Source organism: Parvibaculum sp., from assembly GCF_030694575.1.
GTDB lineage: Bacteria > Pseudomonadota > Alphaproteobacteria > Parvibaculales > Parvibaculaceae > Parvibaculum.
In genome coordinates, this window is sequence record NZ_JAUYUS010000016.1 from 56,530 (window position 1) to 79,858 (window position 23,329).

26 protein-coding genes and 1 other RNA gene are annotated in these 23,329 nt (G+C 62.7%); 16 read left to right on the forward strand and 11 right to left on the reverse strand.

Annotated features, from left to right (window positions below; all coding sequences use genetic code 11):
• Positions 1-10 precede the first annotated feature (10 nt).
• The 5 genes from Q8S60_RS02935 to Q8S60_RS02955 all read left to right on the forward strand — a co-directional run bounded on the left by Q8S60_RS02935 (position 11) and on the right by Q8S60_RS02955 (position 2,262).
• Positions 11-298 carry a hypothetical protein gene (locus Q8S60_RS02935; RefSeq protein WP_305668359.1) on the forward strand — a complete coding sequence of 96 codons (288 nt, stop codon included), beginning with the start codon at positions 11-13 and terminating at the stop codon, positions 296-298.
• A gap of 136 nt (positions 299-434) precedes the next feature.
• Complete coding sequence (locus Q8S60_RS02940) at positions 435-989, forward strand: DUF5675 family protein (RefSeq protein WP_305668360.1); 555 nt, start codon at positions 435-437, stop codon at positions 987-989.
• Positions 990-1,343, forward strand: coding sequence for a hypothetical protein (locus Q8S60_RS02945; RefSeq protein ID WP_305668361.1), 354 nt, complete (start codon positions 990-992; stop codon positions 1,341-1,343).
• Between the two features lie 2 nt (positions 1,344-1,345).
• Positions 1,346-1,642, forward strand: coding sequence for a hypothetical protein (locus Q8S60_RS02950; RefSeq protein WP_305668362.1), 297 nt, complete (start codon positions 1,346-1,348; stop codon positions 1,640-1,642).
• Positions 1,639-2,262, forward strand: coding sequence for a lysis system i-spanin subunit Rz (locus Q8S60_RS02955; protein ID WP_305668363.1), 624 nt, complete (start codon positions 1,639-1,641; stop codon positions 2,260-2,262). The genes Q8S60_RS02950 and Q8S60_RS02955 overlap by 4 nt, the downstream gene beginning before the upstream one ends.
• 79 nt (positions 2,263-2,341) lie before the next feature.
• Here the strand turns inward: Q8S60_RS02955 and Q8S60_RS02960 are convergent, their stop codons facing one another.
• Positions 2,342-2,683, reverse strand: a complete 342-nt coding sequence (locus Q8S60_RS02960) for a hypothetical protein (protein ID WP_305668364.1) — start codon at positions 2,681-2,683, stop codon at positions 2,342-2,344.
• Between the two features lie 11 nt (positions 2,684-2,694).
• On the opposite strand from Q8S60_RS02960, the gene Q8S60_RS02965 reads away from it, so the two are divergent.
• Positions 2,695-4,089: an FAD-binding oxidoreductase gene (locus tag Q8S60_RS02965; protein ID WP_305276503.1), complete on the forward strand. Its 1,395-nt coding sequence runs from the start codon at positions 2,695-2,697 to the stop codon at positions 4,087-4,089.
• Positions 4,090-4,410: 321 nt separating this feature from the next.
• Here the strand turns inward: Q8S60_RS02965 and Q8S60_RS02970 are convergent, their stop codons facing one another.
• The 5 genes from Q8S60_RS02970 to Q8S60_RS02990 all read right to left on the reverse strand — a co-directional run bounded on the left by Q8S60_RS02970 (position 4,411) and on the right by Q8S60_RS02990 (position 8,416).
• A complete protein-coding gene (locus Q8S60_RS02970; RefSeq protein WP_305276504.1) occupies positions 4,411-5,544 on the reverse strand; it encodes an ABC transporter permease in 1,134 nt (377 codons plus the stop codon).
• A 4-nt stretch (positions 5,545-5,548) separates the two neighbouring features.
• Positions 5,549-6,514, reverse strand: coding sequence for an ABC transporter ATP-binding protein (locus Q8S60_RS02975; protein ID WP_305276505.1), 966 nt, complete (start codon positions 6,512-6,514; stop codon positions 5,549-5,551).
• Between the two features lie 5 nt (positions 6,515-6,519).
• Positions 6,520-7,329 carry an HlyD family secretion protein gene (locus Q8S60_RS02980; protein ID WP_305276506.1) on the reverse strand — a complete coding sequence of 270 codons (810 nt, stop codon included), beginning with the start codon at positions 7,327-7,329 and terminating at the stop codon, positions 6,520-6,522.
• 3 nt (positions 7,330-7,332) lie between these two features.
• Positions 7,333-7,968, reverse strand: coding sequence for a TetR/AcrR family transcriptional regulator (locus Q8S60_RS02985; protein WP_305276507.1), 636 nt, complete (start codon positions 7,966-7,968; stop codon positions 7,333-7,335).
• Between the two features lie 187 nt (positions 7,969-8,155).
• Complete coding sequence (locus Q8S60_RS02990) at positions 8,156-8,416, reverse strand: DUF4169 family protein (RefSeq protein ID WP_305276508.1); 261 nt, start codon at positions 8,414-8,416, stop codon at positions 8,156-8,158.
• Between the two features lie 129 nt (positions 8,417-8,545).
• Here Q8S60_RS02990 and Q8S60_RS02995 point away from each other — a divergent pair, with 129 nt between their 5' ends.
• Complete coding sequence (locus Q8S60_RS02995; protein WP_305276509.1) at positions 8,546-11,998, forward strand: AsmA family protein; 3,453 nt, start codon at positions 8,546-8,548, stop codon at positions 11,996-11,998.
• A 1-nt stretch (position 11,999) separates the two neighbouring features.
• Here the strand turns inward: Q8S60_RS02995 and Q8S60_RS03000 are convergent, their stop codons facing one another.
• The 4 genes from Q8S60_RS03000 to ssrA form a co-directional block, all read right to left on the reverse strand.
• Entirely contained in the window at positions 12,000-12,254 is a 255-nt protein-coding gene (locus Q8S60_RS03000) for a ribbon-helix-helix domain-containing protein (protein ID WP_305276510.1), read from the reverse strand.
• Between the two features lie 2 nt (positions 12,255-12,256).
• The gene (gene fumC, locus Q8S60_RS03005; RefSeq protein ID WP_305276511.1) at positions 12,257-13,657 is read right to left on the reverse strand and encodes a class II fumarate hydratase; all 1,401 of its coding nucleotides are present in this window, start codon (positions 13,655-13,657) and stop codon (positions 12,257-12,259) included.
• A gap of 118 nt (positions 13,658-13,775) precedes the next feature.
• Positions 13,776-14,258, reverse strand: a complete 483-nt coding sequence (locus tag Q8S60_RS03010; RefSeq protein WP_305276512.1) for an SspB family protein — start codon at positions 14,256-14,258, stop codon at positions 13,776-13,778.
• A 163-nt stretch (positions 14,259-14,421) separates the two neighbouring features.
• Positions 14,422-14,777, reverse strand: a transfer-messenger RNA (tmRNA) gene (gene ssrA / locus Q8S60_RS03015).
• A 26-nt stretch (positions 14,778-14,803) separates the two neighbouring features.
• On the opposite strand from ssrA, the gene Q8S60_RS03020 reads away from it, so the two are divergent.
• Positions 14,804-15,403 carry a DUF1287 domain-containing protein gene (locus Q8S60_RS03020; RefSeq protein WP_305276513.1) on the forward strand — a complete coding sequence of 200 codons (600 nt, stop codon included), beginning with the start codon at positions 14,804-14,806 and terminating at the stop codon, positions 15,401-15,403.
• A gap of 1 nt (position 15,404) precedes the next feature.
• Here the strand turns inward: Q8S60_RS03020 and Q8S60_RS03025 are convergent, their stop codons facing one another.
• Positions 15,405-16,571 (reverse strand): dipeptidase, encoded by a 1,167-nt coding sequence (locus Q8S60_RS03025; RefSeq protein ID WP_305276514.1) that lies wholly within the window; start codon positions 16,569-16,571, stop codon positions 15,405-15,407.
• 191 nt (positions 16,572-16,762) lie between these two features.
• Between Q8S60_RS03025 and Q8S60_RS03030 the strand changes: the two genes are divergently transcribed.
• From Q8S60_RS03030 to Q8S60_RS03065, 8 genes are all read left to right on the forward strand, one after another.
• A complete protein-coding gene (locus Q8S60_RS03030; RefSeq protein ID WP_305276515.1) occupies positions 16,763-17,557 on the forward strand; it encodes a thymidylate synthase in 795 nt (264 codons plus the stop codon).
• Positions 17,557-17,721: a hypothetical protein gene (locus tag Q8S60_RS03035; protein WP_305276516.1), complete on the forward strand. Its 165-nt coding sequence runs from the start codon at positions 17,557-17,559 to the stop codon at positions 17,719-17,721. The genes Q8S60_RS03030 and Q8S60_RS03035 overlap by 1 nt, the downstream gene beginning before the upstream one ends.
• Before the next feature lie 2 nt (positions 17,722-17,723).
• A complete protein-coding gene (locus Q8S60_RS03040) occupies positions 17,724-18,233 on the forward strand; it encodes a dihydrofolate reductase (protein ID WP_305276783.1) in 510 nt (169 codons plus the stop codon).
• A 182-nt stretch (positions 18,234-18,415) separates the two neighbouring features.
• Positions 18,416-19,003 carry a nuclear transport factor 2 family protein gene (locus Q8S60_RS03045; RefSeq protein ID WP_305276517.1) on the forward strand — a complete coding sequence of 196 codons (588 nt, stop codon included), beginning with the start codon at positions 18,416-18,418 and terminating at the stop codon, positions 19,001-19,003.
• A gap of 119 nt (positions 19,004-19,122) precedes the next feature.
• A complete protein-coding gene (locus tag Q8S60_RS03050; RefSeq protein ID WP_305276518.1) occupies positions 19,123-20,232 on the forward strand; it encodes an S-(hydroxymethyl)glutathione dehydrogenase/class III alcohol dehydrogenase in 1,110 nt (369 codons plus the stop codon).
• Positions 20,232-21,071 (forward strand): S-formylglutathione hydrolase, encoded by an 840-nt coding sequence (gene fghA / locus Q8S60_RS03055; RefSeq protein WP_305276519.1) that lies wholly within the window; start codon positions 20,232-20,234, stop codon positions 21,069-21,071. Before Q8S60_RS03050 ends, fghA begins: the two co-directional genes overlap by 1 nt.
• Positions 21,068-22,345: an NAD(P)/FAD-dependent oxidoreductase gene (locus Q8S60_RS03060; protein ID WP_305276520.1), complete on the forward strand. Its 1,278-nt coding sequence runs from the start codon at positions 21,068-21,070 to the stop codon at positions 22,343-22,345. The genes fghA and Q8S60_RS03060 overlap by 4 nt, the downstream gene beginning before the upstream one ends.
• A gap of 47 nt (positions 22,346-22,392) precedes the next feature.
• A complete protein-coding gene (locus Q8S60_RS03065; protein ID WP_305276521.1) occupies positions 22,393-23,310 on the forward strand; it encodes an SMP-30/gluconolactonase/LRE family protein in 918 nt (305 codons plus the stop codon).
• Positions 23,311-23,329 lie beyond the last annotated feature (19 nt).

A 23,329-nucleotide genomic window follows, 5' to 3' on the forward strand; every position in this document is an offset into this window, starting at 1 on the left:
AGGATTGAAAGTGTCTCAGGACAATAATTTTCTGGTCTGGCCCCTCGGCAAGCTCGCCGAGGCGACGGCTTACATGAACGAGCAGAACGCAAAATGGACGGCCCTCACGGGCGACCCGTGGGCGCCGTTGCTGATGGACGAATTCGGCCAGCCAGTCGTGTCGCATTGCGCCGCACCGGCGAAATACGATTGGGGCGATGGTCTCGTCGAGATCGAGGAGCCCGAAGGCCTCGAAGCCCTGCGCGCCGACGCCGTCATCGTGCCCACCTTCAATCCGTGGGTGGAAGAGGAAGATTAGGCCCAGCCGCCAGCCCCTCGCCCTTGACGGGCGAGGGCACTGGCGCTGCTAACTGAATCACTTCCGATCTGGTCGTGATGCAACGCTGCATCATGATCAGAATCTCGCTGGACCATATTCAGAAGGCACTGGCGTCATGAGAGAGGTTACGTTCACTCTGAACCGCCTCGAACATGACGGCCTAGCCACACGTGGCGAGCTTCTGGCCGGCGGCACTTGGCTTTGCTATATAGCCGAAGATCGCTATCGCCAGGTCAAGGTGCCGGGGTCGACGCGCATACCGGATGGGCTCTACGAAATTGAACTAAAGCCGGTCGGCACTTCTCGCTTCGACAAGGTGGCGACGGAAATCATGGCGGCGGCCGGCCTTGCGCATCACGGCATGATCCGCCTGATCGCCGTGCCGAATTTCTCTGAAGTGCTCTATCATTGGGGTAACGACCAGCACGACACTGAGGGCTGCCTGCTTGGTGGGATGACCAAGATGTCGTCGCCAAAGGATGGGTCGCTCGCCGTCGGGATGAGCCGGCCAGCGTATCAAAAGACGTATCCCGTTCTCTCCGCGCCGCTGATACGCGGAGACCGAGCCTTTATCCACATTCGAAATCTCGATGGCACTCCGTCTGCCTCCGATCCCGTGCGCGCACCCGTGCCGCTGGAGCGGCCGGATCGCGCGAAGCAGGGGGCATAGATGCCGGAACCGACTATCCAGGAAGTGATCGGCGTGCGCTGGGCAACCTTGCTCGCGGGGTTCATGGGCGCCGTCGTCTCCCTCTCCTTCGTGAAAGAACTCACGCGGATGCAGATGGTGGGCGCCGTCGCGATCGGCACCGTTACCGCTGGCTATCTCACGCCGGCCGTGCTCGCCTATTTTCATCTCCCGTCTGAAGTCCAGAACGGCGCCGCATTCCTCACCGGCCTCACGGCGATGAACCTCATCCCAGGCATTCTCGCTCTGAGCGCCTATTTCCGAAAAAACCCCACGTCTGCCGTGACAGGCATTCCTCCGTCGCCGCCGTCACAAGATGGCAGCAACGGAGGCTGACAATGATCCTTTACCTTCTCACTCTGGCCGCCTGCTTGGTGATCTTCGCCTTCTCGCTTTGCGAGCTGAATGGCATGAGCCGGCAGACAAGCCACGTTCTGCGGGCGGCGTTCGTTCTCATGGCTGTGGGAGCCTTCGGCGTCCTGACCGAACCTGCGGCGATTGGGGCGGATGATCGATGGGCGGGCGCGGCGCTCGCTCTTGGTGTCGCGCTGCATATGCTTGCCCACCGTCGCCACGAGGCAATCCGTTTGCTCAATAGCTGGTGGCGCTCCCTCTCTGGCCCGGTGACGAAATGAACATTTCCAGTCTCGTGAGGGGCGCTACCGGACTCGCGTCGAAGGCGGCCGGCGGATGGTATCTCTACGCGATCATCGCCGGCGTCGCGTTCGGCGTCGGCGGTGTCGCCGCGTGGAAGACGCAGGATGTGATCTACGGCAAGCAGGTCGCCGAACTGAATACCAAAGTTGCCCAGGCCGAGGCCGCTCACGGCGAGGATCTTCGTATCATCGCGATTGAGGCCTCCGCAGACCTTCTCGCGAAGATGGCAGAGATTGAGCGCCTGCAAGGTCTGATTTCCAACATCGAGGCCAAGAGCTTTAAGGAGATGCAAAATGCGCGTGCTGAAAATGATCGGCTTCGTGACGATGTGCGGGATGGCATTGTTCGGCTGCGCATCGCCGTCCGAGGAGCCTCGCCCTCAAATCCTGCCGATGGCGAACTCCTGCCCGGCGCCGGTTCCGATGCCGTCATGGGTGATGGAACCTCCGTCGAACTCAGTCCAGAAGCTGGACAAGCTGTTCTCGATCTCCGCGCCGGACTGATCGTTGACGATGCGAAGCTTCGCGCTTGCCAGGCTATTTCAGCGGCGCAAAGGACGGCTCCACCTTCGGTGTCGACGGCTCCTCGCGCCCGCTGAAATCTTCACTTCTGGGATGTAGCGGGAACCTGAGTGATTGTCGGGGAAGTAGCGTTATGCTTCGACGAAACCGCCAGCATTACCGCTGGCAGCGAGCATTTTCCGTTTTCTGAAAATCATATAACACATTGTTATAATTGACGTTTTCGGAATTTACAGCAGGCCTATTGCAATCATAGGCCATGTTGAGATGTCCGTTGAAATCCACCCATTGCTTCTCGACCTTGCGAAGCGGGCATTCGAGCGGCTGTCCGGCGGTGAAGAGGGCAGTCATCGGCGTTTCCTTTTTATTTTCGTCATTGCGAGCGAAGCGAAGCAATCCAGGAGCGGCATCGTAGGGCTGGATTGCTTCGTCGGCTACGCCTCCTCGCAATGACGTGAATGGAAAATTCCGTGTTAAAGTAACCAAAACGGCGATCAAGGAGCGCGGCCATGAGCAGGGCAGCGGCGAGGGACGAGGGAAGGGCGGCGGCGCTTGGCGAATTGCAGGCGCTTCTCGGCGACCGGCTGACGACAGCGGCGGCGATGCGCGAGGCCCATGGCTGCGACGAGAGCTGGCATGCCGTTGCGATGCCCGATGCGGTCGCCTTCGCGCGGACGACGGAGGAAGTCGCCGCCATTGTCCGCATCTGTTCGGCTCACGACATGCCCATCATTCCCTTCGGTGCGGGCACCTCGCTTGAAGGCCATGTCTCGGCCGTGCATGGCGGCCTCTCGCTCGACCTCTCGCAGATGAACGCCATTCTCGAGGTGAACGCGGCCGATCTCGATGTGCGCGTCGAGGCCGGCGTCACGCGCAAGCAGCTCAACGACTATCTGCGCGACACGGGACTCTTCTTTCCCATCGACCCCGGCGCCAACGCCACCATCGGCGGCATGGTCGCGACGCGCGCGTCCGGCACCAACGCAGTCCGCTACGGCACCATGCGCGAAAACGTGCTGAACCTCACCGCCGTCATGGCGGACGGTTCCGTGGTGCGGACCGCGCGGCGGGCGCGCAAGTCATCCGCAGGCTACGATCTCACGCGGTTGCTGATAGGCTCGGAAGGCACGCTCGGCATCGTCACCGAAGTGACGCTCCGGCTTTACGGCATACCGGAAGCTATCCGTTCCGGTGTCGTCCCCTTCGCCAGTATCGAAGGCGCGGTCGATGCCGTCATCGAAACCATCCAGTCGGGCCTTCCGGTCGCGCGCATCGAAATCCTCGATCCCCTGTCGATCCGCGCCTGCAACGCCTATTCCAAACTGACGCTCGCGGAGGTGCCGACGCTCTTCGTCGAGTTTCACGGCACGGATGCCTCCGTCGCCGAACAGGCGGAACGCTTCGGTGCCATCGCCTCCGAGCATGGCGGCGGTGTATCCGAATGGGCGACGAAAGCCGAAGACCGCACGAGGCTCTGGGAGGCGCGCCATAACGCCTATTACGCCGCGCTCGCCTATGCGCCCGGCAAGAAGGGCATGGTCACCGATGTCTGCGTGCCGATCTCGCGCCTTGCGGAAGCGATAAGGGGCACACTGGCCGATCTCGAAACCTCGTTCCTGAAAGCGCCGATCGTCGGCCATGTCGGCGACGGCAATTTCCACATGCTGCTGCTGATGGACCCCGCGAACCCGCAGGACCTCGCGGAAGCCACTCGCCTTCACGACCGCATGGTCGCCCGCGCCCTCTCCCTCGACGGCACCTGCACCGGCGAACACGGCATCGGCGAGGGCAAGATCAAGTTCCTCGAAGCGGAACACGGAACCGGCGTCGCCGTCATGCGCGCCATCAAGCAGGCGCTCGACCCGAAGGGGATTTTGAATCCGGGGAAGATATTTCCGGTCTGATGTGCCTTATTATTCAGTATACAAACAAAAAATGTCATCCCGGCGAAAGCTGAGATCCATGGACGGCGCGCCAGCCGGTTAACTTGTACGCTCACGCTATATGACAAGAGGCTCATGGCCCCCGGCTTTCGCCGGGGTGACACCTGCTTTTGATCGTCTCGTCGTCAAAACCGGGGATAACAAATTTTTCAGAAGCAAAAAATACGACCGTGTAACCGAAACGAAGCGGGGACAACATCACCCCGAAATCGTTTGTGACAAATCGTTGACAGTTCGATGACAGTCGCGGGATAAGCCGGTTTTATCCCCGTTTTCATACCCTCAATCCAGCGTCTGGCGATAGCGATTCAGGGCGACGATGGAGACCCCGACAAGGAAGGCGAGAAGCGCCGCCATGTCCGGCACGATCTCCGCAAACCCGTTTCCCTTCAGTAGAATTCCGCGCACCATGCGGAGAAAGTGCGTAAGCGGAAGAACCTCGCCGAGCCATTGCGCCCATACCGGCATGCCGCGAAACGGAAACATGAATCCGGAAAGCAGGATCGACGGCAGGAAGAAAAAGATCGTCATCTGTATCGCCTGCAACTGATTGCGTGCCAGCGTCGAGAAAGTGAAACCGACGGCGAGGTTCGCGGCAACGAAGAAGAACAGAACGAACGACAGCAGCCACAGGCTGCCGACGATCGGCACTTCGAAAAGCCAGTAGGCGGCGGCGAGCACGACGGCCGTCTGGATGTAGCCGATCATGATGTAGGGCAGTATCTTTCCCATCATCACTTCGAGCGGCCGCACCGGCATCGTCAGCAGGTTCTCCATCGTGCCGCGTTCGATTTCGCGCGTCATCGCAAGCGCGGTGAAGATGATCATCGTCATGGTGAGAATGACGCCGATCAATCCCGGCACGATGTTGAGTTCCGTACGGCCTTCCGCGTTGTAGCGCCGATGGATCACGACATCGACAAGGGAGGTTCCCGCGCGCTGCGCTGCAAGCGATCCCTGAAGATCGCGATTGAAAACCGTTGTTGCGAGAAGCTGCAGGCCGGCAACGGCATTCCCCGTCGCGGCGGGGTCCGTCGCATCGGCATCGAGCAGCAATTGCGGCCGCTGTCCGCGCTGCATGTCGCGGCTGAAGCCGGGCGGTATCTGCACCACGAACTGCACCTTCCCGGTGCGGATCATGTCCTCCGCTTCCGCCGCCGTTCGGGCCTCTCCCACGATGTCGAAATAGTCCGAGTTCTCGAGACCCTTCACCAGCGTCCGCGTGAAGACAGAATGATCCTGCGAGAAGAGGGCGGTCGGCAAATGCTTCGGGTCGGAGTTGATCGCATAGCCGAACAGCACGAGCTGCATCACCGGCACGCCGAGCATCATCGCGAAGGTGAGCCGGTCGCGCCGCATCTGGATGAATTCCTTGCGGATCAGCGCGCCGAGCCGGAAGAGCGAGAAGCGTCGCATGGCATCACCCGAAATTATCCGATGCGCCCTGCATCATGTGAATAAAGACATCCTCGAGCGTCGGCTCGACCTTGCGCCAGTTCAATCCATCCTCGCCGCGCCAGGGCGCCACCGCCGCGTCGAGCGCATTGTCGTTGGCGCCGCTCACATGCAGCGTCGTGCCGAAGGGGGCCACCATGTCGACGCCGCCCCTGCCGGCGAGGTCGTGCGCGAGCCGGTTGATCCGGCGTTGCGACGTGCCGCTGACATGCCAGGTTGCGAGGCCCGATTGTGCGATGACGTCATGCACCGTGCCGCGCGCGAGCAGCTTGCCGTAGGCGAGATAGCAGATCTTGTGGCAGCGTTCGGCCTCGTCCATGTAGTGGGTGCTGACGAGCACCGTGAGACCGCTGTCGGCGAGCCGGTGAATCTCGTCCCAGAATTCGCGCCGCGCCTTCGGGTCGACGCCCGCCGTCGGCTCGTCGAGCAGCAGCAGTTTTGGCCCGTGCATGATCGCGGCGGCGAGTGCGAGCCGTTGTTTCCAGCCGCCCGACAGCGTGCCCGCGAGCTGATGCGCGCGGTTCTCGAGGTTCAGTTTCTCCAGCGTTTCCTGCACTATCTTGCGCGGGCGCTTCAATCCGTAGATCGAGGCGACGAAGTGCAGGTTCTCGCGGATCGACAAATCCTCGTAGAGACTGAAGCGCTGCGTCATGTAACCGACTTCGCGTTTGATGCGCGCGCTCTCCGTCAGGATGTCGTGGCCGAGGCAGGTGCCGGTGCCCGCGTCCGGCGTGAGCAGTCCGCAGAGCAGGCGGATCGTCGTCGTCTTGCCGCTGCCGTTTGGTCCGAGGAAGCCGTAGATTTCGCCTTCCGCCACCTGCATGTCGACATCGTCGACGACTTTTGTGCCGCCGAAACTTTTCGTGAGGCCGCGCACATCGATGACGAGCGGCGCGTCGTCCGCCGGTTCGCTTGCATGCGGCTGGTTCATCGCGCTCACTCCTTGGGAAGGTCGCGCAGCGTCACGGTGACGGGCTGTCCCGGATGCAGGGCTTCCGGCGTTTCGTCCGGCGTCGCCTCAGCCATGTAGACGAGTTTTTCCTTCGACCTGTCGCTGTAGATGACGGGTGGGGTGAATTCGGCTTCCGTCGAGACGAAACGGATGGTGCCCGCGAAATTTTCCGGGCAACCGCTGCATGAGAACAGCACCGCGCCGCCTGCGCGGATGCGGCCAAGCTCCGCTTCGGGCACGAAGAAGCGCACCTTGATGTTCTGCGGCGGCAGCAGCGAGACGACAGGCTGGCTCGCCGCCGCGAACTCGCCCGGGCGGAACAATACGTCCTGCACGAGCGCGTCCGCGGGCGCATGGCCTTCGCGCCGCTTCAAGCGCCATTCCGCCTGGTCGAGCGCCGATGCCGTGGCGAGCGTTGCCGCCCCCGCGCGGTCGCGCCGTGCACGCGCCGTGTCGAGTTCGGCCTGTGCAACGTTGCGCTGCTTGCGCAGTTCCATCTTGCGCTGAAGGTCCAGTTGCGCTTCCTGCAGCGTCGCCTTCGCCTCGGCGAGATTGGCGGCGGCGGCGTCGCGCGCGGCTTTCTCCGATGTTGCGTCCAGCCGGAAGAGGAGCGCACCGCCTTTCACGCGGTCGCCGCGCTTCACCTCGATGGCTTCGATCGTGCCGCCGTCGATCGGGGCGACGCGCACATACTCGCCTTCAGCATAGCCTTGCCACGTATCCTTCGGGTGCTCGTCGCAGGCGGTGAGAAGGAGCGCGGCCGCGCTCGCGAACAGGAGGGAATGGAGGCGCATCGTCTACGCCTCCCTGTTCGCGGCGAGGCCGCGCATAACGAACTCCGCATGGGCGGCGAAGAAGCCGTCGGGATCGAGTTGCGGAAGTTCGCCGAAGGTATTTCGCGCGAGCGCGTTCATGAGGATCGGGAAGATGATGCTCTGGACGGCTGCCTCGACATTGCAGGGGCGGAATTCGCCGTGCTCGATGCCGCGGTGAAGGATGCGCGAAAGATTGCCGAAGCCGCGCAGGATGATGTGGTCGCGGTAGAAGGCGCGGATCTCGGGAAAATTGTGCGACTCGGCGAGAATGATTTTTGCCAGCGCGGGGAGTTGAGTCGTCGTGGCGATGTCGCGCAGCCGGTCCATCACGAATGAGAGAAGGTCGGCGCTCGGTCCGTCATAAGCGTCGAGCAGTTTTTCGATCTCGTCGAAGCGGGGCACCGCGATGTCGCGGACGATGGCGGCAAAGAGTTCCGCCTTGCTGGCGAAGTAGAGATAGATCGTCGCCTTGCTGACGCCCGCCGCTTCCGCCACGTCCTCGAGCCGCGTCGCGGCGAAGCCCCGGTCCGCGAAAATCCGGAGGCCCGCCGTCATGATTTCGGCAGGCCGGTCTTCCTTTCGCCGCTGCCATTTCTGCTCGCTGGAGGAAGTGTTCATCGTCTCGATCGCGCCCTGCCAAATCGTATGAAATTAATAACTGACTAGTCAGTTATTAATTCGGAAAGCGCTTGAGGTCAAGAGGGGTAGGCTAATTGATTGATTTAATTGAATTTTCTTTGCGCAGGTCGAAGCGCCGGATGCGCGCGGCAGGGGACCCCGACGCTGGAAGAGAGCTGCCCCGTGGCTAGGACGACGTGCCGCCGTCCTCGTCTTCGCCATCGGCATTGCCTTCTCCGGTGCGGTCGCGCCGTTTGCCTTCATGGTCCTGAAGGATGCGCTCGCGATCGAGTTTCGCGATCTTCTTTTCCGCGCCGGTGCGGCCGAAGCGAACGCGGTTCGCCGCCGCTTGTTCGTCCTTCTGCTTTTTTGCCGCGCGCTTTTTCTCCTCGCGCGACATTTTCCTGAAAGACGACAAATTAACTATATTTCCGCCATCCGAAGCCATAATTTGCCTGCCATTGGCTGTACAGCGAAACAGTCGCCCTTGTACGCCCGCGAGCTTAGGCCAAAAGGCGGATCGCCGGAAACCCGTGCGAGGCCGTTCCGCCTCTGGCTTTGAGAGCTGGAGATACTTTTGAATTCGATACTGACCTACATCGCGGGCCTCCTCGTCATTTTGCTGTTCGCGGCACTGGTCGGTCCGGGGCTCGTGGACTGGAATCAATTCCGTGCGGGTATCGAGGCACAGGCTTCCGAGGTTGCCGGGCGGCCTGTCAGCATCGATGGCGATATCCGTTTTCGGATTCTTCCCGCGCCGCATCTGACGCTCGGAAAAATCAGAATTGGCAACGATCCGGACACGAGTTCGCTGCCTTCCGTCCCCCATTTCGCGAGCTTCGACGAGATCGACGCGGAGATGGCGCTTGCGCCGCTTCTGAGTGGCGATGTGCAGATCACGCGCGTCCGGATCGTGCGACCGCAGATCAATCTCGAGGTTCTCCCCGACGGCACCGTCAATTGGCGTGGACTGGACTTTGCCGGCCGCGTGCCGGAAGAGGGCATGTTCTCGCTAGAATCCATAAGCCTGGAAAAAGCGAGTTTCGAAAACGGCACGATCAACTACCGGAACCGCGTGAACGGCCGTAGCTGGAAGGCGCAGCAGGTTCAGGGCGAAGTCATCGCGACATCGTTGCTCGGTCCGCTGCGTTCGGAACTCGAGGCGAATATCGGCGGGGTGCCCGTGGCGCTGCGTATCGGTCTGGGAAACTTTGCCGCGAACAAAGCTTTCCGGGTGACAGCGGAAGTGGAGACGCTCGACTATCCGCTCAAATTCCTCTTCTCCGGCGTCGCGACGAATTTTTCCATGGCAGCGCGGCTCGACGGCAATGGCCGGCTCGAAATCGGATCCGCGTCGGCGAAAACGGATGGCGGGAAAATCGCGCCTGTCAGGATGGATGCGGGGATGGTACTCAACGCCCGCCGCGCGAGCTTGCGCAATCTTTCGGTTACGGCGGAAGGAACGTCTCTGCGCGGTTCGGCGGAAGCGCGCTGGGACCAGTCGTCTACTTTCTCGTTGCAGCTTGCCGCCGAGAACTTCACGCTCGATCCGCTGCTCGACAGGATCGGGGTTGGCGATGAGGAGGGCAGCGAGCAAAGCCTTGTCTCGATGCTGCTTTCGCTTCCCGTGCCCGCCTGGGTGGACGGCAGTGCCCAGGTCGAGGCCGGCACGCTTATGGTTCGCAACGCGCTCATTCGCGACGCGGCGCTCAATCTTTCGTTGCGCGACGGCATCCTCGCCGTCGAGACGGCGCAAGGCGAACTCGGCGGCGCGACGCAATTCGCGCTTTCGGGCAGGCTTGCACAGTTTGACGACGGTCCGCGCTTCGACGGTGTCGCCCAGGTGGAGAGCGGCAATATTGCGGCGTTTTCACATTGGCTCTCGTCGCTCGCGCAAAACGGAAACGGCGCCCAGGCTACCCCGCGCGGCAGTCCGTTTGCCGCCAGCGCGACGTTGCGCATCACGCCGCAGGAAGTTGCGGTGAGCAACCTCGTTGCCGATTATGCACGTAACCTGCCGGCAACGCCTGCGCTCCGTGGCGCGATTGTCTATCGCTCATCGAAGGCGCGACCCGGTCTCGACGTCAGGCTCGATATAGAGGAGTTCGACGCAGATCCCCTTATCGCGTTATTGCCGAAGGAAAACGATCCTCTCGTCTTTCTCGCCGCGCATGACGTCGACCTCGCCCTCGACGCCGAACGCCTCACTGCTTTCGAAAAGACGATGCGGGGCGTTGGCGCCGATATGTCGCTCGATGCAGGGACGCTCACCGTCGCCAGGCTCGATGTTGTGGATATTGCGGGCGCGCGCCTTTCGTTTTCGGGCAAACTCGACGGCGTGGTGACGGGCAAGCGCGACGACGTGAAGGGGAACTTTACCGGTACCGTTCAGGCGGAACGCTTCGGAGGTCTCCTCGGGCTCGGCGGATTCGACGTGCCCGATGTCGAAGGTCCGGTCGATCTGCTTTTTACCGGCGCATCGGGCGAGGCCGACGACAGCCAGGCGCGGGTCGATACATTGACGTTGCAGGGAACGGTTCGCGGCAGCCGCGTGGACGGCGTTGTGAAGCGGCGGCATGAAACGTCGGGCGGTCTCGATGGTCTCGATATCATCGCGAACGCAACGAATGACGATGGCCGTATCCTGCTCGAACAACTCGGCCTGTCGCCACGGCCCGATCTCACGGGGACAGGCGCGGTCGCTCTGCAGCTCACCGGCGGCAAGAACGGGACTTACGACACCAATTTTCGCGCCAACGTGAACGGCACGACACTGACCGCGCGGGGGGAGGTGGCCGATCCATTCGAAGCATTGCGATTCACCGGTCGAGCCGAAATCGCGGCGTCGGGTGTGATGCATGCGCTTGGTGCTTTCGGTGCGCCGGCCGCGCTCGCGGCATGGGTGGGCCAGCAGGCATCCGGCCCCGGCTTTGTCTTTTCGTCGGATGTGGTTTGGGACAAGGAAAGCCTGGCGCTCAAAGGTTTCGAAAGCGTGGCGGGGAATTTCCGTCTCTCGGGCACCGCAGGCTGGCGCGCCGGCGCGGAAGGAAAGCTGCCTTCCGTTTCGGGCACGCTGGAAGCGAACAGGATCGACCTGACCTCGCTTGCGATGAACGAGGAAGACGGCGGCGATATCTGGCCCGTGTCCGCACTGGACTGGTCGCCGCTCGCCGCTTTCGACGGAGGTGTAGACGTAAAGGCCGAGCGGGTTTCGCTGGGCACGTTGTCCATCGTCGATGCCGCTGCTCATATTGCCGTTTCGCACGGCGTTCTTACGGCGTCGCCTTTTACCGGGGGCTTTGCCGGCGGTCGCGCTTCCATCGGCGCTCGCATCGAGGGTGGAACGGGTGAGCCCGGCATCGGACTTACAGTGACCGTCGAGAAAGCGGATATAGCCCGCGCGTTCGGCGCTGCATTCGGTGCCACGCCCGGGAGCGGCCGTTTCGATCTCACTGCCCAATTGCAGGGGCAGGGGCGAAGCTGGCTGGCGCTCGTCTCCTCGACCAGCGGTGTCGGTACGATCGGCGTTTCCGACGCTGCGTTCAGGCCGCTCGATGTTGCCGGGTTCGGCACCGCGCTGACGAAGCTTAAATCCATCGACGGGTTTTCGGACGTCGTCGAAGAGAACCTGCGGACAGGTGCGACGGAGGCACGCGACATCGGCGGTGAGTTCATCGTGGAGGATGGGGTGCTGCGGTTCGCAGACGATCAAGTGTCGCTTGAAGGCGGTACGGCGAAGCTTACCGCGCTTTACGATCTGCCCCGGCTCGTGTCGAGCGCCGGTCTGACCGTGAAACCGGATGAGCCTTCCGGCGCGCCTGCGTTTTCCATCGCGGCGGCCGGGCGGCCCAGCTACATGAATGTGGAAACGAACACGCTGGAGCTGCAGAATTTCGTAGCCCGGCGCGTGCTCGCCGAGAGCGTCCGGGAATCGGGTGCCGACGTCCCGCAGGACTTGCGCGATCTGATGGATCTGCCTCAGGGCACCGCGGCGGCCGTGCCGTTGCCGCGCCCGTCGATTGCGAATTGAATCAGTCGCGGGGGGCGCAGGCGGTATTCGCCCTGTTGCGCAGGGCATCCAGAACGTAGAGGCGGATCGCGGAGGAAAGGCTTCCCTGACCTCCGCGTTTTGTATCGATGCGCCGCACGAGTTCGTTCACGGATGTTTTCTCGGTGCAGGCGAGCTCCTTCAGCGCATCCCAGAACGGCCGTTCAAGCGAAATGCTGGTCCGATGACCGGCGATGGTCACGGACCGTTTGATTTCACCTGTTTCGCCGGCGCTCATGACTATTCCGGAGCGATCATCTTTTCGGGGCGGACTACCGCGTCGAATTCCTCGTCGGTGACGTAACCGCCGCCGACCGCTTCCTCTCGCAGCGTCGTTCCGTTCTTGTGTGCGGTCTTGGCGATCTTCGCGGCGTTGTCGTAGCCGATCTTCGGCGCGAGCGCTGTGACGAGCATGAGCGAGCGTTCGAGCGCCGCCTTGATGTTGTCTTCGCGCGGCTCGATGCCGGTGACGCAATTGTCGGTGAAGCTCACGGCCGCATCCGCCATCAGACGCACGGACTGGAGGAAGTTGTAGGCCATGACGGGGTTGTAGACGTTCAGCTCGAAATGGCCCTGGCTGCCCGCAAAGGTGAGGGCCGCATGATTGCCGAAGATCTGCACGCAAACCTGCGTCATCGCCTCGCACTGCGTCGGGTTCACCTTGCCCGGCATGATCGACGAGCCGGGCTCGTTTTCCGGCAGCGACAATTCGCCGAGGCCCGAGCGCGGGCCGGAGCCGAGCAGGCGGATGTCGTTCGCGATCTTGAAGAGCGAGGCGGCAACCGTATTGATCGCGCCATGGCTGAAAACCATGGCGTCATGCGCGGCCAGTGCTTCGAATTTGTTCGGGGCGGTCTTGAACGGGAGATGCGTGATCGCGGCGATCTTGTCGGCAACCTTTTCCGCGAAGCCGACGGGCGCGTTGAGGCCTGTGCCGACGGCGGTGCCGCCCTGCGCGAGTTCCATCAGCTTCGGCAGCGTCTGTTCGATGCGCGCGATGCCGTTCTCGACCTGCGCGGTGTAGCCGGAGAATTCCTGCCCGAGCGTCAGCGGCGTCGCATCCTGCGTGTGGGTGCGGCCGATCTTGATGATGTGGTTCCAGGCCTGCGCCTTGTCGTTCAGCGCGTTGCGCAGCTTCTGAAGGGCGGGCAGGAGGCGGTGGTGGATTTCCTCCGCGCAGGCGACATGCATGGCCGTCGGATAGGTATCGTTCGACGACTGGCTCATGTTCACATGATCGTTCGGGTGAACCGGTTTCTTCGTACCCATCTCACCGCCCATGATTTCGATGGCGCGGTTGGAGATCACCTCGTTCGCGTTCATGTTGGACTGGGTTCCGGAGCCCGTCTGCCAGACGACGAGGGGGAAGTGTTCGTCGAGCTTGCCCTCGATCACTTCCTGCGCGGCTTTCACGACGGCCTCACCGATCTTCGGATCGAGCCGGCCAAGCTCCATATTCGCTTCCGCGGCGGCGCGCTTCACGATGCCGAGCGCGCGGACCACGGGGAGCGGCTGCTTTTCCCAGCCGATCTTGAAATTGCCGCGCGAGCGTTCGGCTTGCGCGCCCCAGTATCTGTCGGCGGCGACCTCGATGGGGCCGAAGGTGTCGGTCTCGGTGCGGGTTTTGGGTGTGTTGGCCATGAGGTCGCGCTCCAGCGGGGCTTGCCGCCGGCTCGACCGGCGAGAAATTCGGATGGGCGCTGATTTAGCACGGGGGGCCGGGGCCGCCAAGGCGCGGCCGCCGCGATCGATGCCGGGGCTACTTCTTCCGGAAGGCGTCGAGGCTGACGACGTCGCCCGCGGGCGGGGCAGGTTCTTCGGGCTTCGAGGCCTCCGTTGCCGCGACGCCTGCCTTGTCCTCGGCGACATTCGTCCCGCTGCTCACGCCCTGTACCTGGAACTGCAGTCCGAATTGCACGCTCGGATCGAAAAAACCCTGGACGGCCGAAAAGGGCACGACGAGGCGTTCGGGAATCTTGTTGAAGGTGAGATCGACCGAGAAGCGTTCGTCGTTCACCTCCAGATTCCAGAACTGGTGCTGGAGTACGATGGTGATTTCCTCGGGATATTGCTTGCGCAACTTTTCCGAGACCTCGACGCCCGGTGCGTCCGTGCGGAGCGAGATGTAGAAATGATGCTCGCCGGGCAGGCCCTCGTCGCGTGCGATCTTCAGCGCGCGGCGCACCACACCCCGGAGGGCATCCTGCGCCAGCATGTCGTATCGCATCAGGTCTTCGGCCAAAATCAATGCTCCGTGGAACGTCGAGGCGGGAATTGCCGCCCGGGGAGATTCAATCAGCGTTTAACGCTTAAATCCATGCCGCCGGCCGCTTTGCCCAAGAGATTTTCTGTTTGTGGCGCTCGCGACACCGGCTTGGCCACCCCTGCGGCGGTGCAGGCAAAAAAGTGGGGGCTTCTGTTGCCAGGTGCCCCCGAACCCCGCCTTATCCGGCTAAAGATAAGGACTTGATTTGAAGACATCGCACTGCATTAAGCAGCGAGACGTGCCTCAGCATAGTTGTCGTTGGCAACTATAAAACGGCCCGATGACGGCGGAACCATGCCGGGCAAAAAGACTGTCTTTACACCCTCGTCGATCCTGTTTCGCCCCCAAGGTCCCTGCCGCGACAGGGGAAATTTGGTGGAGGCGCCGGGTACCGCCCCCGGGTCCGAATGGTTTATTGCACAATCCGTTTATCGCCATAGTCGGCGAGATCGCCGACCTTTGTAATATAGTTGCAATCCTGCGGTTTTAAACCTCAAAATCAGGGCCTTCAGGGGAATGGCATGATATCGCGCCGCCAGATGCTCTTCGGGGTCGCCGTTCTGCCGCTCCTTCGGCCGGACCACCTCATTGCGCCCTCGCCACCGGCGGCGCGGCTTGTAGCCGCCGCCCACGCCCAGATCGGCGTCACGACCATTTATGACGGCACCTATCGCAAGATCGGCTATCCGGGCGGCGATATCGAACCGGAGCGCGGTGTCTGCACGGATGTCGTCATTCGAGCCTATCGCGCGGCGCTCGGTCTCGACTTTCAGAGCCTGGTCCATGAGGACATGCAGAAGAATTTTTCGGTCTATCCCGCCAAATGGGGGCTGACCGGGCCCGATACGAGCATCGACCACCGCCGCGTCTTGAACCTGATGACCTTCTTCGTGCGGAAGGGCGCGACGCTTGCCGCGCGTGAGACGTTGCAACCCGGCGATCTCGTCACGCAGATGATTGCGGGCGAGCTGCCGCATATCTCCATCGTATCGGACAGGCCCGTTCCGGGGACACCGCGCCCGCTCGTCATCCATAACTTCGGCAATGGCGTCGAATATGCCGACACATTGACGCGGTTCCCGGTGACCGGACGTTTCCGCTACCTGCCCGCCGCCGCCTGACTCAGCCCTTGGGCAATTGCTCGCGCAAGAAGCGAAGAGCATTACCGCCCATGACTTTGGCGATTTCCTCGTCCCGAAAACCCGCTTTCTGCATTTCCGCCGTCAGAACGGCCAGTTCCGATGTATCGAAGGCGACGGGCACCGCGCCGTCGTAATCGGAACCGAGCGCCACGTGGTCGACGCCCAGGAAGTCGATCGCATAGCGGATCGCCTTCACCACCTCGGCGGGAGCGGGGTCGCAAACGGCGCCTTTCCAGTAGCCGATGCCGATGAGCCCGCCCGCGTCCGTCACGCGCTTCATCAGCGCATCCTCGATATTGCGGGGGCTGTCGCAGGCGCCCTTGATGCCGGTATGGGAGATCACGACCGGCCGCGTTGCGATTTCAAGCGTATCCTCGACCACGGCCGGAGAGGCATGGGCGAGGTCGACGACGATATTGAGCCGCTCCATCTCGCGGACGGCATCGCGCCCGAAATCCGTCAATCCTTCGCCGGAGAGCCCGTGCAGCGAGCCGCCGAGTTCGTTGTCGAAGAAATGGGTGAGGCCCATCATCCGGTAGCCCGCATCGTAGAGACGCTGGATGTTTTCGAGCCTGCCTTCGAGCGGGTGCGAGCCTTCCGTCGCCAGCAGCCCGCCGACGGGCCGTTTGCCGTCACCGCGCAGGGTGAGAAGGGCGTCGATATCGGCGGCCGTCCGCACGATCTTCAGCTCGTCCGGCGCCGCCGCTTCGGCGCGGTGCAGCTTCCCGGCCTGATAGAGCGCGCGTTCCAGGAGGCTGTCCCATGTTCGCGCGGGCCAGCGCTGCACCATGGCGAGGAGCGTGATGACGTCGCTGTCGCCACTGGTGCCAACATAACGCTGGTCGCGCGGCACCTTCGTCACGACAGAGAAAACCTGGAGGGTCACATTGCCGTCGACGAGGCGGGGCAGGTCGACATGGCCGCGGCTCGCCCGTTCCAGCGGATCACGCGCCCAGAGCAGCGTGTCGGCGTGAAGGTCCACCACGGCCAGTTCGCCATGCCGCGCCGTCGCCTCGGGGGCAACCGCATAGGGTTCGTGCTCGACGATACGGTTGATCTGCCCCTCGAGCACCCCCGGCAGAAGCGCGAGAGCCGCCACCAGCAGGATGACCAGAACGCCGCCGGCGCCGATCAGGATGCGTTTCATTGTTTCCCCCATCTTATTTCTTGCCGCGCATTCTGGCGGAGCAGGCGGCGAACCGCCATATTTTCCGGTGGTTCTCACGCTTTTGTCATTCTCGCATCCATATTGTGGATATCGTCACGGCCCGCCGGGCGGGCGGTGGCGGGACGCGGCCCCTCCGGCTAGACTGGGGGACCGAATCTCAGGACCAGCCGATGCAGCAATATCTCGACCTCATGCGCAAGGCGCGCGACACGGGCGTCACCAAGACCGACCGCACGGGCACGGGTACGCGCAGCATTTTCGGCCACCAGATGCGCTTCGATCTGGCGGACGGGTTTCCGCTCGTCACGACGAAAAAGCTGCACCTGAAGTCGATCGTCCACGAGTTGCTCTGGTTCATCGCGGGCGACACGAATATCCGCTACCTGAAGGCGAACGGCGTCAGCATATGGGACGACTGGGCGGATGAGAACGGCGAGCTTGGCCCCGTCTACGGGCATCAGTGGCGCTCATGGCCAACGCCGGACGGCGGCAAGATCGATCAGATCAGAAATCTCGTCGAACAGATAAGGACCAACCCGGATTCGCGCCGGCTCATCGTTTCGGCGTGGAACGTGGCGGATGTGGACAGCATGGCGCTGCCGCCCTGCCATTGCCTGTTCCAGTTCTATGTCGCGGAGGGCAAGCTCTCCTGCCAGCTCTATCAGCGTTCGGCGGACATCTTTCTCGGCGTGCCGTTCAACATCGCGTCCTATGCGCTCCTCACCATGATGGTGGCGCAGGTGACGGGGCTGAAGCCGGGCGAATTCATCCACACCTTCGGCGACGCCCATCTTTATCTCAATCATCTGGAGCAGGCGGACAAGCAGCTCGCGCGCGAGCCGAAAAAGCTGCCGGTCATGCACATCAATCCGGATGTGAAGAGCCTCTTCGACTTCACCTATGACGATTTCCGGCTCGAAGGCTACGAGGCGCATCCGCATATCGCCGCGCCAGTCGCCGTCTGATGCGCACGCGGCAGCGGATGCTGCTCTTCGGGCTGACGATCGCGGTGCTGCTGCTCGCCGCCTTTGCGATGTTCGCGATTCTTGTCAGCATCCGGCCGCTCGACCCGGAAGCGATGCGCACGCCGGGTTTCTCGTCCCTGCGTGACGTCGAGGTGGCCGCGTGACCATGCATGTTTCCTATGTCGTCGCCATCGCGGATAACGGCGTCATCGGCCGCGACAACGCGCTGCCGTGGCGGCTTTCAGGCGACATGGCGTTTTTCAAGCGCATCACCATGGGCAAGCCGGTCATCATGGGCCGCAAGACATGGGAGTCGCTGCCACGAAAGCCCTTGCCGGGCCGTCCCAACATCGTCGTGACGCGCGATGCGGGGTATCGGGCGGAAGGGGCGGAAGTCGTGCATTCGGCGGAGGCCGCGCTCGCGCGAGGGCGCGAGCTGGCCGCCGCGAGCGGCGCGGACGAAATCATGGTGATCGGCGGCGCGCAGCTTTACGCAGAAATGTTCGATGACGCGACGCGGCTCTACATCACCGAAGTCCATGCGGCTCCGGAAGGCGATGTCAGTTTCCCTGCCTTTGACGCGGCGCATTGGCGCGAAGTTTCGCGCGAGCGTCACAAGGCAGGCGAGAAGGACAGCGCGGATTATTCCCTTGTCCTCCTTGAGCGGCGCGGCTGACGCCAGGCGCTTCTGACGATCAGTCAGTTGGTTGCCCGTGCAATTGAGTTGCGCGAGCCTGCGCCCCATACTTCGCGCGACGTTCGCCGCCCGGGGCTTCCATGAAAAAAATTGCAGTTCTTCTTTTTTCGCTCGTGCTCGCCGGTTGTTGGGAGGGCGAAACAGGAAAGGAAAATTCCGCCGTGAACGATGCAAGCGCCGAAATCGCCGATCTCGTCAACAACTGGGCATTTTATCGCGACCAGGAAGCGTGGAGCGAACTTGGCGCAACCTTTCACGACGAGGGCACCATTTCGTTGAGCTGGTTCGACGGGCCGCACAAGGGCTTCGTCGCGGCATCGCAAAACCTCGCGAAGAGCAATCGCGCGCTGCTCAAGCATTATATCGGTGTGCCGCGGATCAGGATCGACGGGGACCGCGCGTTGAGCGAAGTCAATATCACCATCATGGTCCGCGCGAAGACGCCGTTCGGTGAAGTCGATACGACCTCTTATGCGCGGTTCATCGATCGCATCGAAAAGCGGGATGGCGTGTGGAGGATACTGAAACGGACCGCCGTTTATGAAAAGGATCGTACCGATCCCGTGGACCGCCCCGCGCTGCCGGAGGCATTCTTCGAGGGGCTCGACCGCTATCCGGCGGAATTGAGATTCCTTGCGTCCAGTCTCGACAAGGGCGGTGTCGAACTTTCGAAGACCACCGTGCTGGACAAAAGCCCCCAACTTGCAACGCTGCACATGGAAGGCGATGCCTGGCTCGCCGGGAACTGATACTTCCCGTTTGGGAAATCGCTCTCCGTTTTGAAAGCCGCCGCGATTGAGTTTCGCGTCCGGGCGTCCCACAATGCGCGCCTTGGCATTTTTGCGGCTTTCCCAGACGGAGACGACATATGGACGTGCGTGCGGCGGTGGCATTCGAAGCGGGCAAACCGCTCGAAATCGAGACGGTGCAGCTTGAGGGGCCGAAAGCCGGCGAGGTGCTGGTCGAAATCAAGGCCACCGGTATCTGCCATACCGATGCTTTCACGCTGTCCGGCGAAGACCCCGAAGGTGCGTTTCCGGCGATCCTCGGACATGAAGGCGCGGGCGTCGTGGTTGAAGTGGGCGCGGGCGTGAAGTCGCTTGCGGTCGGCGACCATGTGATCCCGCTCTACACGCCCGAATGCCGCGAGTGCAAAAGCTGCACGAGCCACAAGACCAATCTCTGCACCTCGATCCGCGCCACACAGGGCAAGGGCGTGATGCCGGACGGCACCAGCCGCTTCTCCTGGAAGGGAAAGCCTGTGCTGCATTACATGGGCTGCTCCACTTTCGCGAACTACACAGTGCTGCCGGAAATCGCGCTGGCGAAGGTCCGCAAGGACGCGCCTTTCGACAAGATCTGCTACATCGGCTGCGGCGTGACCACGGGCATCGGCGCCGTCATCTTCACGGCGGGCGTGGAGCCGGGCGCCAATGTCGTCGTATTCGGTCTCGGCGGTATCGGTCTCAATGTCATTCAGGGCGCCAAGATGGTCGGCGCCAACATGATCGTCGGTGTCGACATCAATCCGTCGCGCGAGAGCCTCGCGCGCGAATTCGGCATGACGCACTTCGTGAACCCGAAAGAGATCAAGGGCGATATTGTCGGCCATCTCGTGGAACTGACGGGCGGCGGCGCGGATTACAGCTTCGAATGCATCGGCAATGTGAACACGATGCGGCAGGCGCTGGAGTGCTGCCATCGCGGCTGGGGCGAGAGCGTCATCATCGGCGTTGCGGGCGCGGGCCAGGAAATCTCGACGCGGCCGTTCCAGCTCGTCACGGGCCGCGTCTGGAAAGGGTCTGCCTTCGGCGGCGCACGCGGCCGCACCGACGTGCCGAAGATTGTCGACTGGTACATGGACGGGAAGATCAATATCGACGACCTCATCACGCACACGCTGCCGCTTGAAGACATCAACAAGGGCTTCGACCTCATGCACGAGGGCAAGTCAATCCGCTCGGTGGTGGTTTATTGATGACAGTGGAAACGCTGGAAACCCATCGCTGCTTCGGCGGCACGGTAAGCATTTGCCGTCACCAGTCGGCGGCGACGGGCACGCCCATGCGTTTTTCCATCTTCGTGCCGGAAGGGAAGGGCCCGTTCCCGGCGGTCACCTTTCTCGCGGGGCTCACCTGCACGGAAGAAAACTTCACCTTCAAGGCCGGCGCTTACGGCAAGGCGGCCCAACTCGGTCTTGCCCTCATCGCGCCGGATACGAGCCCGCGCGGAAACGGCGTTGCCGACGATCCGGCCTACGATCTGGGGCAAGGCGCCGGCTTCTATATCGATGCGACCGAGAAGCCATGGGCGCCGCATTTCTGCATGGAGACCTATATCGCGCGCGATCTTCCCGCCGCCCTGCGCGACAATTTTCCGGTCGACGGCGAACGTCAAAGCATTACAGGCCATTCCATGGGTGGCCACGGCGCGCTGACGCTGGCGCTCAAATATCCCGATCGCTACCGGTCGGTGTCCGCCTTCGCGCCCATCGTCTCGCCCACCCGCTGCCCGTGGGGCGAAAAGGCTTTCACCGCCTATCTCGGCGCGGACCGATCCGCATGGGCCGCGCATGATGCGTCGGCGCTGATGACGAGCGGCAGCGCGGTCGGTCATTTCGAGGACATTCTGATCGACCAGGGGTTGGCCGACAATTTTCTCGAAGAGCAACTGAAACCGGAACTCTTCGAGGATGCCTGCGCGACGCATGGCCAGAAACTCACGTTGCGCCGTCACGCCGGCTACGATCATTCCTACTATTTCATCCAGACCTTTATCGGCGACCATCTGGAGTTTCACGCCCGGCATCTCTCATGAGGACCGTGGACGTCGCGATTGTCGGCGCAGGCGCGGCCGGCCTTGCCGCCGCACGGCGCGCCGACGAACTGGGCCTGTCCGTTTTTGTGTTCGAGGCGAAGTCGCGCATCGGCGGCCGTGTCTTCACCGACAGGGAAAGTCTCGGCGCGGTATGGGATCGAGGCGCCCATTGGCTTCATTCGGCGGACGTCAATCCGCTGACGCGTATCGCGGAGGAACTGGGCCATCCTTATCTGGCGCGCCCGCGGCCCTTCGACGGGCGCTTCCATCTCGGCCATGGCTGGGGCGGTCCGGCCGAATGGCGCGGTTATCGCGAAGAGTTCGAAACGGCGATGGACCGCGCGGCGGCGGCGGGCGCGGAGGGCAGGGACGTCGCCGTCTCCGACGCGATCGACACGTCGTCGCGCTGGCGGCGCATGGTGCATCACATCTTCACCGCCATATCCGGCCTGCCGCCGAGCGAAATATCGACAGCGGATATTGCAGCCTATCGCGACACCGAGGCGAACTGGCCGCTGGAGCGGGGCTATGGCGCGCTTCTCGAGGCGCGTTATGCGGGACTTCCCGTGGAGCTTTCGACACCCGTGACGGCCATCGATACGAGCGGCGGCGACATCGCGCTCGACACGCCGCGCGGAACGGTGCGGGCGCGCAGCCTCATCGTCACGGTTTCGACCAATGTGCTTGCATCCGGCTCGATCCGTTTCACGCCCGCGTTGCCGGACGCGGTGCAGGCCGCGCTTGCGGGCGTGCCGACCGGCAATGCCAACAAGGTGGCGTTCCATTTCCGCCGCGACATATTCGGTCTTCCGGACACGAGCTATGTGAGCTTCATGGATGAGCGCGACGCGGCGCGGCCCGCCTGCTCGTTCCAGATCAGGCCCTTCGGTTCGGAGCTCGCCATCGCCTATCTCGGCGGCGATCTTGCCGCCAATCTCGAGCGGGCGGGGGAGGCGGAGATGGTCGATTTTTCGCGCACGGCGCTCGGCGACATTTTCGGCACCGGCATCTTCAAGGAGCTGACCGGCATCGCCGCGACCGCGTGGACGACCGATCCGCACACGCTCGGCGCCTATTCATGCGCGCTGCCCGGCGAGGCGCACCGGCGCGCGGTGCTGGCCAAGCCGGTGAACGAACGGTTCTTCCTCGCGGGCGAGGCCGTCTCGGCCGACTGGTTTTCCACCGTGCAGGGCGCCCATGTCACCGGCATCGAGGCGGCGGACAAGGCGGCCGCTTTTCTTCGCCGCGCCATTGCGAAGGCGCGCGGGCGTTGACAGAATGCGGCCCAACAAGAACAGACAATAAAAACAGGGAGGATAAAATGGCGGAGATGAAACTCATTGCCGACGGCCTGAAGTTTCCGGAAGGCCCGATCGCGATGCCGGATGGAAGCATCGTGCTCGTCGAGATCGCGCGCGGCACGCTGACGCGCGTCACGGCGGCGGGAAAAGCCGAGGTGATCGCGGAGCTTGGCGGCGGACCGAACGGCGCGGCCATCGGGCCGGACGGCGCCTGCTACGTCTGCAACGACGGCGGTTTCGAATTCCACGAGGTCAACGGCGCGCTTGTGCCGGGCGACGCACCTGCCGACTATTCCGGCGGCCGCATCGAGCGTGTCGATCTCAAGACCGGCGAGTTCAAGGTACTCTACAAGGAGTGCAACGGCATTCCGCTGAACGGGCCCAACGACATCGTCTTCGACAAGTCGGGCGGCTTCTGGTTCACCGATCTCGGCAAGGGGCGCGGCCGCACGCAGGATCGCGGCGGTCTCTACTACGCAAAAATCGACGGCTCGTTCATCAAGGAAGTCGTCTTTCCGATCACCTCGCCGAACGGCGTCGGCCTGTCGCCCGACGAGAAGACGGTTTATGTCGCCGACACCATTCCGGGCCGTCTCTGGGCCTTCGACATCAAGGGTCCGGGTGAAGTGGCGCCCAATCCCGGCCCGCTGCCCGGCCGCTTTGTCGGTTCCGGTCCGCAGCTCTGCTTCTTCGACAGTCTCGCGGTCGATGCCGAAGGCAATATCTGCGTCGCGACGATTTTCAACGCGGGCATCACGACCTTTTCGCCCGACGGTTCGAAGATCACCCATACGCCGACGGACGATTTCATCACCACGAATATCTGTTTCGGCGGAAAGGATCTCAAGACGGCCTACATCACGCTCTCATCCAGCGGGCGGCTCGTCTCCACGGACTGGCCGGTAGCCGGCTTGCCGCTGAACTTCCTCAATAAATGACAGTTCCGATATGTTCCGG

Bases quoted from the DNA above. Each gene is read 5' to 3' on its own strand.
- Q8S60_RS02940 (WP_305668360.1), top strand. From the start codon at position 435: ATGAGAGAGGTTACGTTCACTCTGAACCGCCTCGAACATGACGGCCTA.
- Q8S60_RS02945 (WP_305668361.1), top strand. From the start codon at position 990: ATGCCGGAACCGACTATCCAGGAAGTGATCGGCGTGCGCTGGGCAACC.
- Q8S60_RS02950 (WP_305668362.1), top strand. From the start codon at position 1,346: ATGATCCTTTACCTTCTCACTCTGGCCGCCTGCTTGGTGATCTTCGCC.
- Q8S60_RS02955 (WP_305668363.1), top strand. From the start codon at position 1,639: ATGAACATTTCCAGTCTCGTGAGGGGCGCTACCGGACTCGCGTCGAAG.
- Q8S60_RS02965 (WP_305276503.1), top strand. From the start codon at position 2,695: ATGAGCAGGGCAGCGGCGAGGGACGAGGGAAGGGCGGCGGCGCTTGGC.
- Q8S60_RS02970 (WP_305276504.1), bottom strand. From the start codon at position 5,544: ATGCGACGCTTCTCGCTCTTCCGGCTCGGCGCGCTGATCCGCAAGGAA.
- Q8S60_RS02975 (WP_305276505.1), bottom strand. From the start codon at position 6,514: ATGAACCAGCCGCATGCAAGCGAACCGGCGGACGACGCGCCGCTCGTC.
- Q8S60_RS02980 (WP_305276506.1), bottom strand. From the start codon at position 7,329: ATGCGCCTCCATTCCCTCCTGTTCGCGAGCGCGGCCGCGCTCCTTCTC.
- Q8S60_RS02985 (WP_305276507.1), bottom strand. From the start codon at position 7,968: ATGAACACTTCCTCCAGCGAGCAGAAATGGCAGCGGCGAAAGGAAGAC.
- Q8S60_RS02990 (WP_305276508.1), bottom strand. From the start codon at position 8,416: ATGGCTTCGGATGGCGGAAATATAGTTAATTTGTCGTCTTTCAGGAAA.
- Q8S60_RS03000 (WP_305276510.1), bottom strand. From the start codon at position 12,254: ATGAGCGCCGGCGAAACAGGTGAAATCAAACGGTCCGTGACCATCGCC.
- fumC (WP_305276511.1), bottom strand. From the start codon at position 13,657: ATGGCCAACACACCCAAAACCCGCACCGAGACCGACACCTTCGGCCCC.
- Q8S60_RS03020 (WP_305276513.1), top strand. From the start codon at position 14,804: ATGATATCGCGCCGCCAGATGCTCTTCGGGGTCGCCGTTCTGCCGCTC.
- Q8S60_RS03025 (WP_305276514.1), bottom strand. From the start codon at position 16,571: ATGAAACGCATCCTGATCGGCGCCGGCGGCGTTCTGGTCATCCTGCTG.
- Q8S60_RS03030 (WP_305276515.1), top strand. From the start codon at position 16,763: ATGCAGCAATATCTCGACCTCATGCGCAAGGCGCGCGACACGGGCGTC.
- Q8S60_RS03035 (WP_305276516.1), top strand. From the start codon at position 17,557: ATGCGCACGCGGCAGCGGATGCTGCTCTTCGGGCTGACGATCGCGGTG.
- Q8S60_RS03040 (WP_305276783.1), top strand. From the start codon at position 17,724: ATGCATGTTTCCTATGTCGTCGCCATCGCGGATAACGGCGTCATCGGC.
- Q8S60_RS03050 (WP_305276518.1), top strand. From the start codon at position 19,123: ATGGACGTGCGTGCGGCGGTGGCATTCGAAGCGGGCAAACCGCTCGAA.
- fghA (WP_305276519.1), top strand. From the start codon at position 20,232: ATGACAGTGGAAACGCTGGAAACCCATCGCTGCTTCGGCGGCACGGTA.
- Q8S60_RS03060 (WP_305276520.1), top strand. From the start codon at position 21,068: ATGAGGACCGTGGACGTCGCGATTGTCGGCGCAGGCGCGGCCGGCCTT.
- Q8S60_RS03065 (WP_305276521.1), top strand. From the start codon at position 22,393: ATGGCGGAGATGAAACTCATTGCCGACGGCCTGAAGTTTCCGGAAGGC.